At 29.9% G+C, this 291-nt stretch carries 1 protein-coding gene; it reads left to right on the top strand.

The genetic code is table 11. The annotated features are described in order from the left end of the window. On the top strand, positions 1-291 hold a 291-nt coding region (locus SB752_RS32245; protein ID WP_410719473.1), incomplete at both ends, for a hypothetical protein.

Genomic DNA, 291 nt, shown 5'->3' with positions numbered 1-291 from the left:
GTAAGCATTTTGTCTTTGTTGGACTTTCTCATGGAAATGAAGAACAATTGTTAACAAAAAATTCCATTTATGTAAGTTGTGAAAACATTTCGCATTTTAATAAATCACTTTTTTATACACCTGCCTGCAGTACAGCTATTACTTTAGGTGGTAAGCTTATTGCTGAAGGTTGTTCTGCATATGTTGGCTGTAATAAAGATACTTTTGCTACGTACGAAGATAAGAACTCAGTCTATATTGAATGCGAAAATTATTGCTTAATTAATTTTTTTAATTCAGATATTACAATAC

This window comes from Brevibacillus sp. SIMBA_040 (assembly GCF_046535075.1).
Taxonomy (GTDB): Bacteria; Bacillota; Bacilli; order Brevibacillales; family Brevibacillaceae; genus Brevibacillus.
This window is presented reverse-complemented; position numbering and strand designations above follow the sequence as displayed.